The following is a 1,897-nucleotide window of genomic DNA, read 5'->3' as shown; positions in this document are numbered from 1 at the left end:
CCAGCGCCTGGGCATCAACATCTGCGAAGATGCCTGGAATGACCCGGCCTTCTGGCCGGCCCAACTCCCTTACCGCTCCGATCCCATAAGATTATTGGCCGATGCCGGGGCTACCGTGTTCATCAACCTCTCCGCCTCACCCTTTCATGCCGGCAAAGAAGAGCTGCGCTACCGTCTGATCAGCAATCATGCCCAAAGACACAAAATACCTTTTATTTATGTGAATCAGGTAGGCGGCAATGACGAGCTTATTTTCGACGGTCATTCCCTGATCGTGGACGGTCAGGGGGAGATGCTGGCTTTTGCCGCCGGTTTTAGAGAAGACATCCAGACCTTTGACCTGAATGCCCCGGGGCGCACCTTACTCTACAGCCCCGAGGACGAAATATCATCAATATATAACGCTCTGGTATTGGGTTTGAGAGACTATGTTCATAAATCGGGTTTTTCCAAGACGATTCTAGGATTGTCGGGGGGCATCGATTCCAGCCTGACGGCCTGCCTGGCGGTCGCTGCCCTGGGTCGGGACAATGTCCTGGGTGTGGCCATGCCTTCACAGTTTTCCTCGGCGGCAAGCCTGGAAGACGCCGAGGCTTTAGCCAGAAACCTGGGTATTAACCTGCATACCATACCCATCACCGGGGTCTTTCAGGCCTATCTGGATACATTGAGCCCTTACTTCAGCGGTTCTTATGACACTACCGAAGAGAATATACAGGCCCGCATCCGCGGCAATTATCTCATGGCCTTTTCCAACAAATTCGCTTATCTGGTGCTGTCTACCGGCAATAAAAGCGAGATCGCCATGGGCTATTGCACTCTTTACGGGGATATGAGCGGGGGCTTGAGCGTACTGGCCGACGTGCCCAAAACCATGGTTTATGAGCTCTCCAGGTTCTGCAACCGGGATGCCGAACTGATACCGGCCAGGGTTCTGGTCAAAGCCCCTTCGGCGGAACTCAGGTTCAATCAGACCGACCAGGATACCCTGCCGCCTTATGATATACTGGACCAGATCCTGTATCTCTACATAGAACAGTGTGAGTCCGCTGCCGGGATTATCGCCCGGGGTTTCGATGCGGAGACGGTCCGGCACATCATTACGGTGGTGGATCGCAATGAGTATAAGCGACGCCAGGCGGCGCCGGGGCTAAAAATCACCAGCAAGGCTTTCGGCACCGGGCGGCGCATGCCTATTGTCCAGAGTATCAAGCATCCCCCGAGCTAACGTCAGAACCGGGGGACATAATAAGGCACAGGTTGTCGATATACCGTCTTTTAACAAGGTAAGGCTGTGCCTCAATCTATATCGTGCGCCTCTTAAAGACCAAACCTGCAGTACGTCGGACACAATCGTCCTCCTGATACTGCAGGTTAAATAAATTTTAATCTGATTCTTATCTGCCCGCGGGCATCTAGCCGTTATTTGTCCGCTCCCTCCTGAATGATTATATCAAACCGCTACTGCATGGCCTTCCCCGCTCATATCCGCATTACTGTAACCGTCCTCACCGTGCAGGGACAGATCCAGACCGGCTTCTTCTTCCTCCTCGCTGACGCGCAGGCTGGTAAATAAGCTGATGGCTTTAAGTACGGCATAGGTCATCAAAGCGGCAAAAACATAAGTTGCCACCACCCCAATGCTTTGCACCAGAAGCTGCCCCGGATTGCCGGCCAGAAGACCGTCCATGCCTGCCGGATTGATGGCTGTGGAGGCGAAGATTCCGGTTGCCAAAGCCCCCCAGGTTCCGCCGACCCCATGTATGCCGAAAACATCCAGTGCGTCATCGTAACCGAACTTCTCTTTCATTTTGCTGACCGCCAGGTAGCATAAAGGTCCTACTACCAAACCCATGGCGATAGCCGATAGAGGACTGACAAAACCCGCCGCCGGGGT

General features: G+C 53.8%; 2 protein-coding genes. One reads left to right on the top strand and one right to left on the bottom strand.

The window, feature by feature from the left end; genetic code table 11:
- The coding region (locus B3W37_RS00570; RefSeq protein WP_483174474.1) for an NAD+ synthase at positions 1 to 1,228 on the top strand (1,228 nt) is incomplete at its 5' end.
- A gap of 225 nt (positions 1,229 to 1,453) precedes the next feature.
- Here B3W37_RS00570 and B3W37_RS00565 read toward each other — a convergent pair.
- A partial coding sequence (locus B3W37_RS00565) for an ammonium transporter (RefSeq protein WP_483174473.1) occupies positions 1,454 to 1,897 on the bottom strand: 444 nt, incomplete at its 5' end.

It is taken from the genome of Syntrophomonas sp. UBA5494 (genome assembly GCF_002426325.1).
The sequence above is the reverse complement of the archived record's forward strand: the minus strand, read 5'-3'. Positions and strand labels throughout refer to the sequence as shown.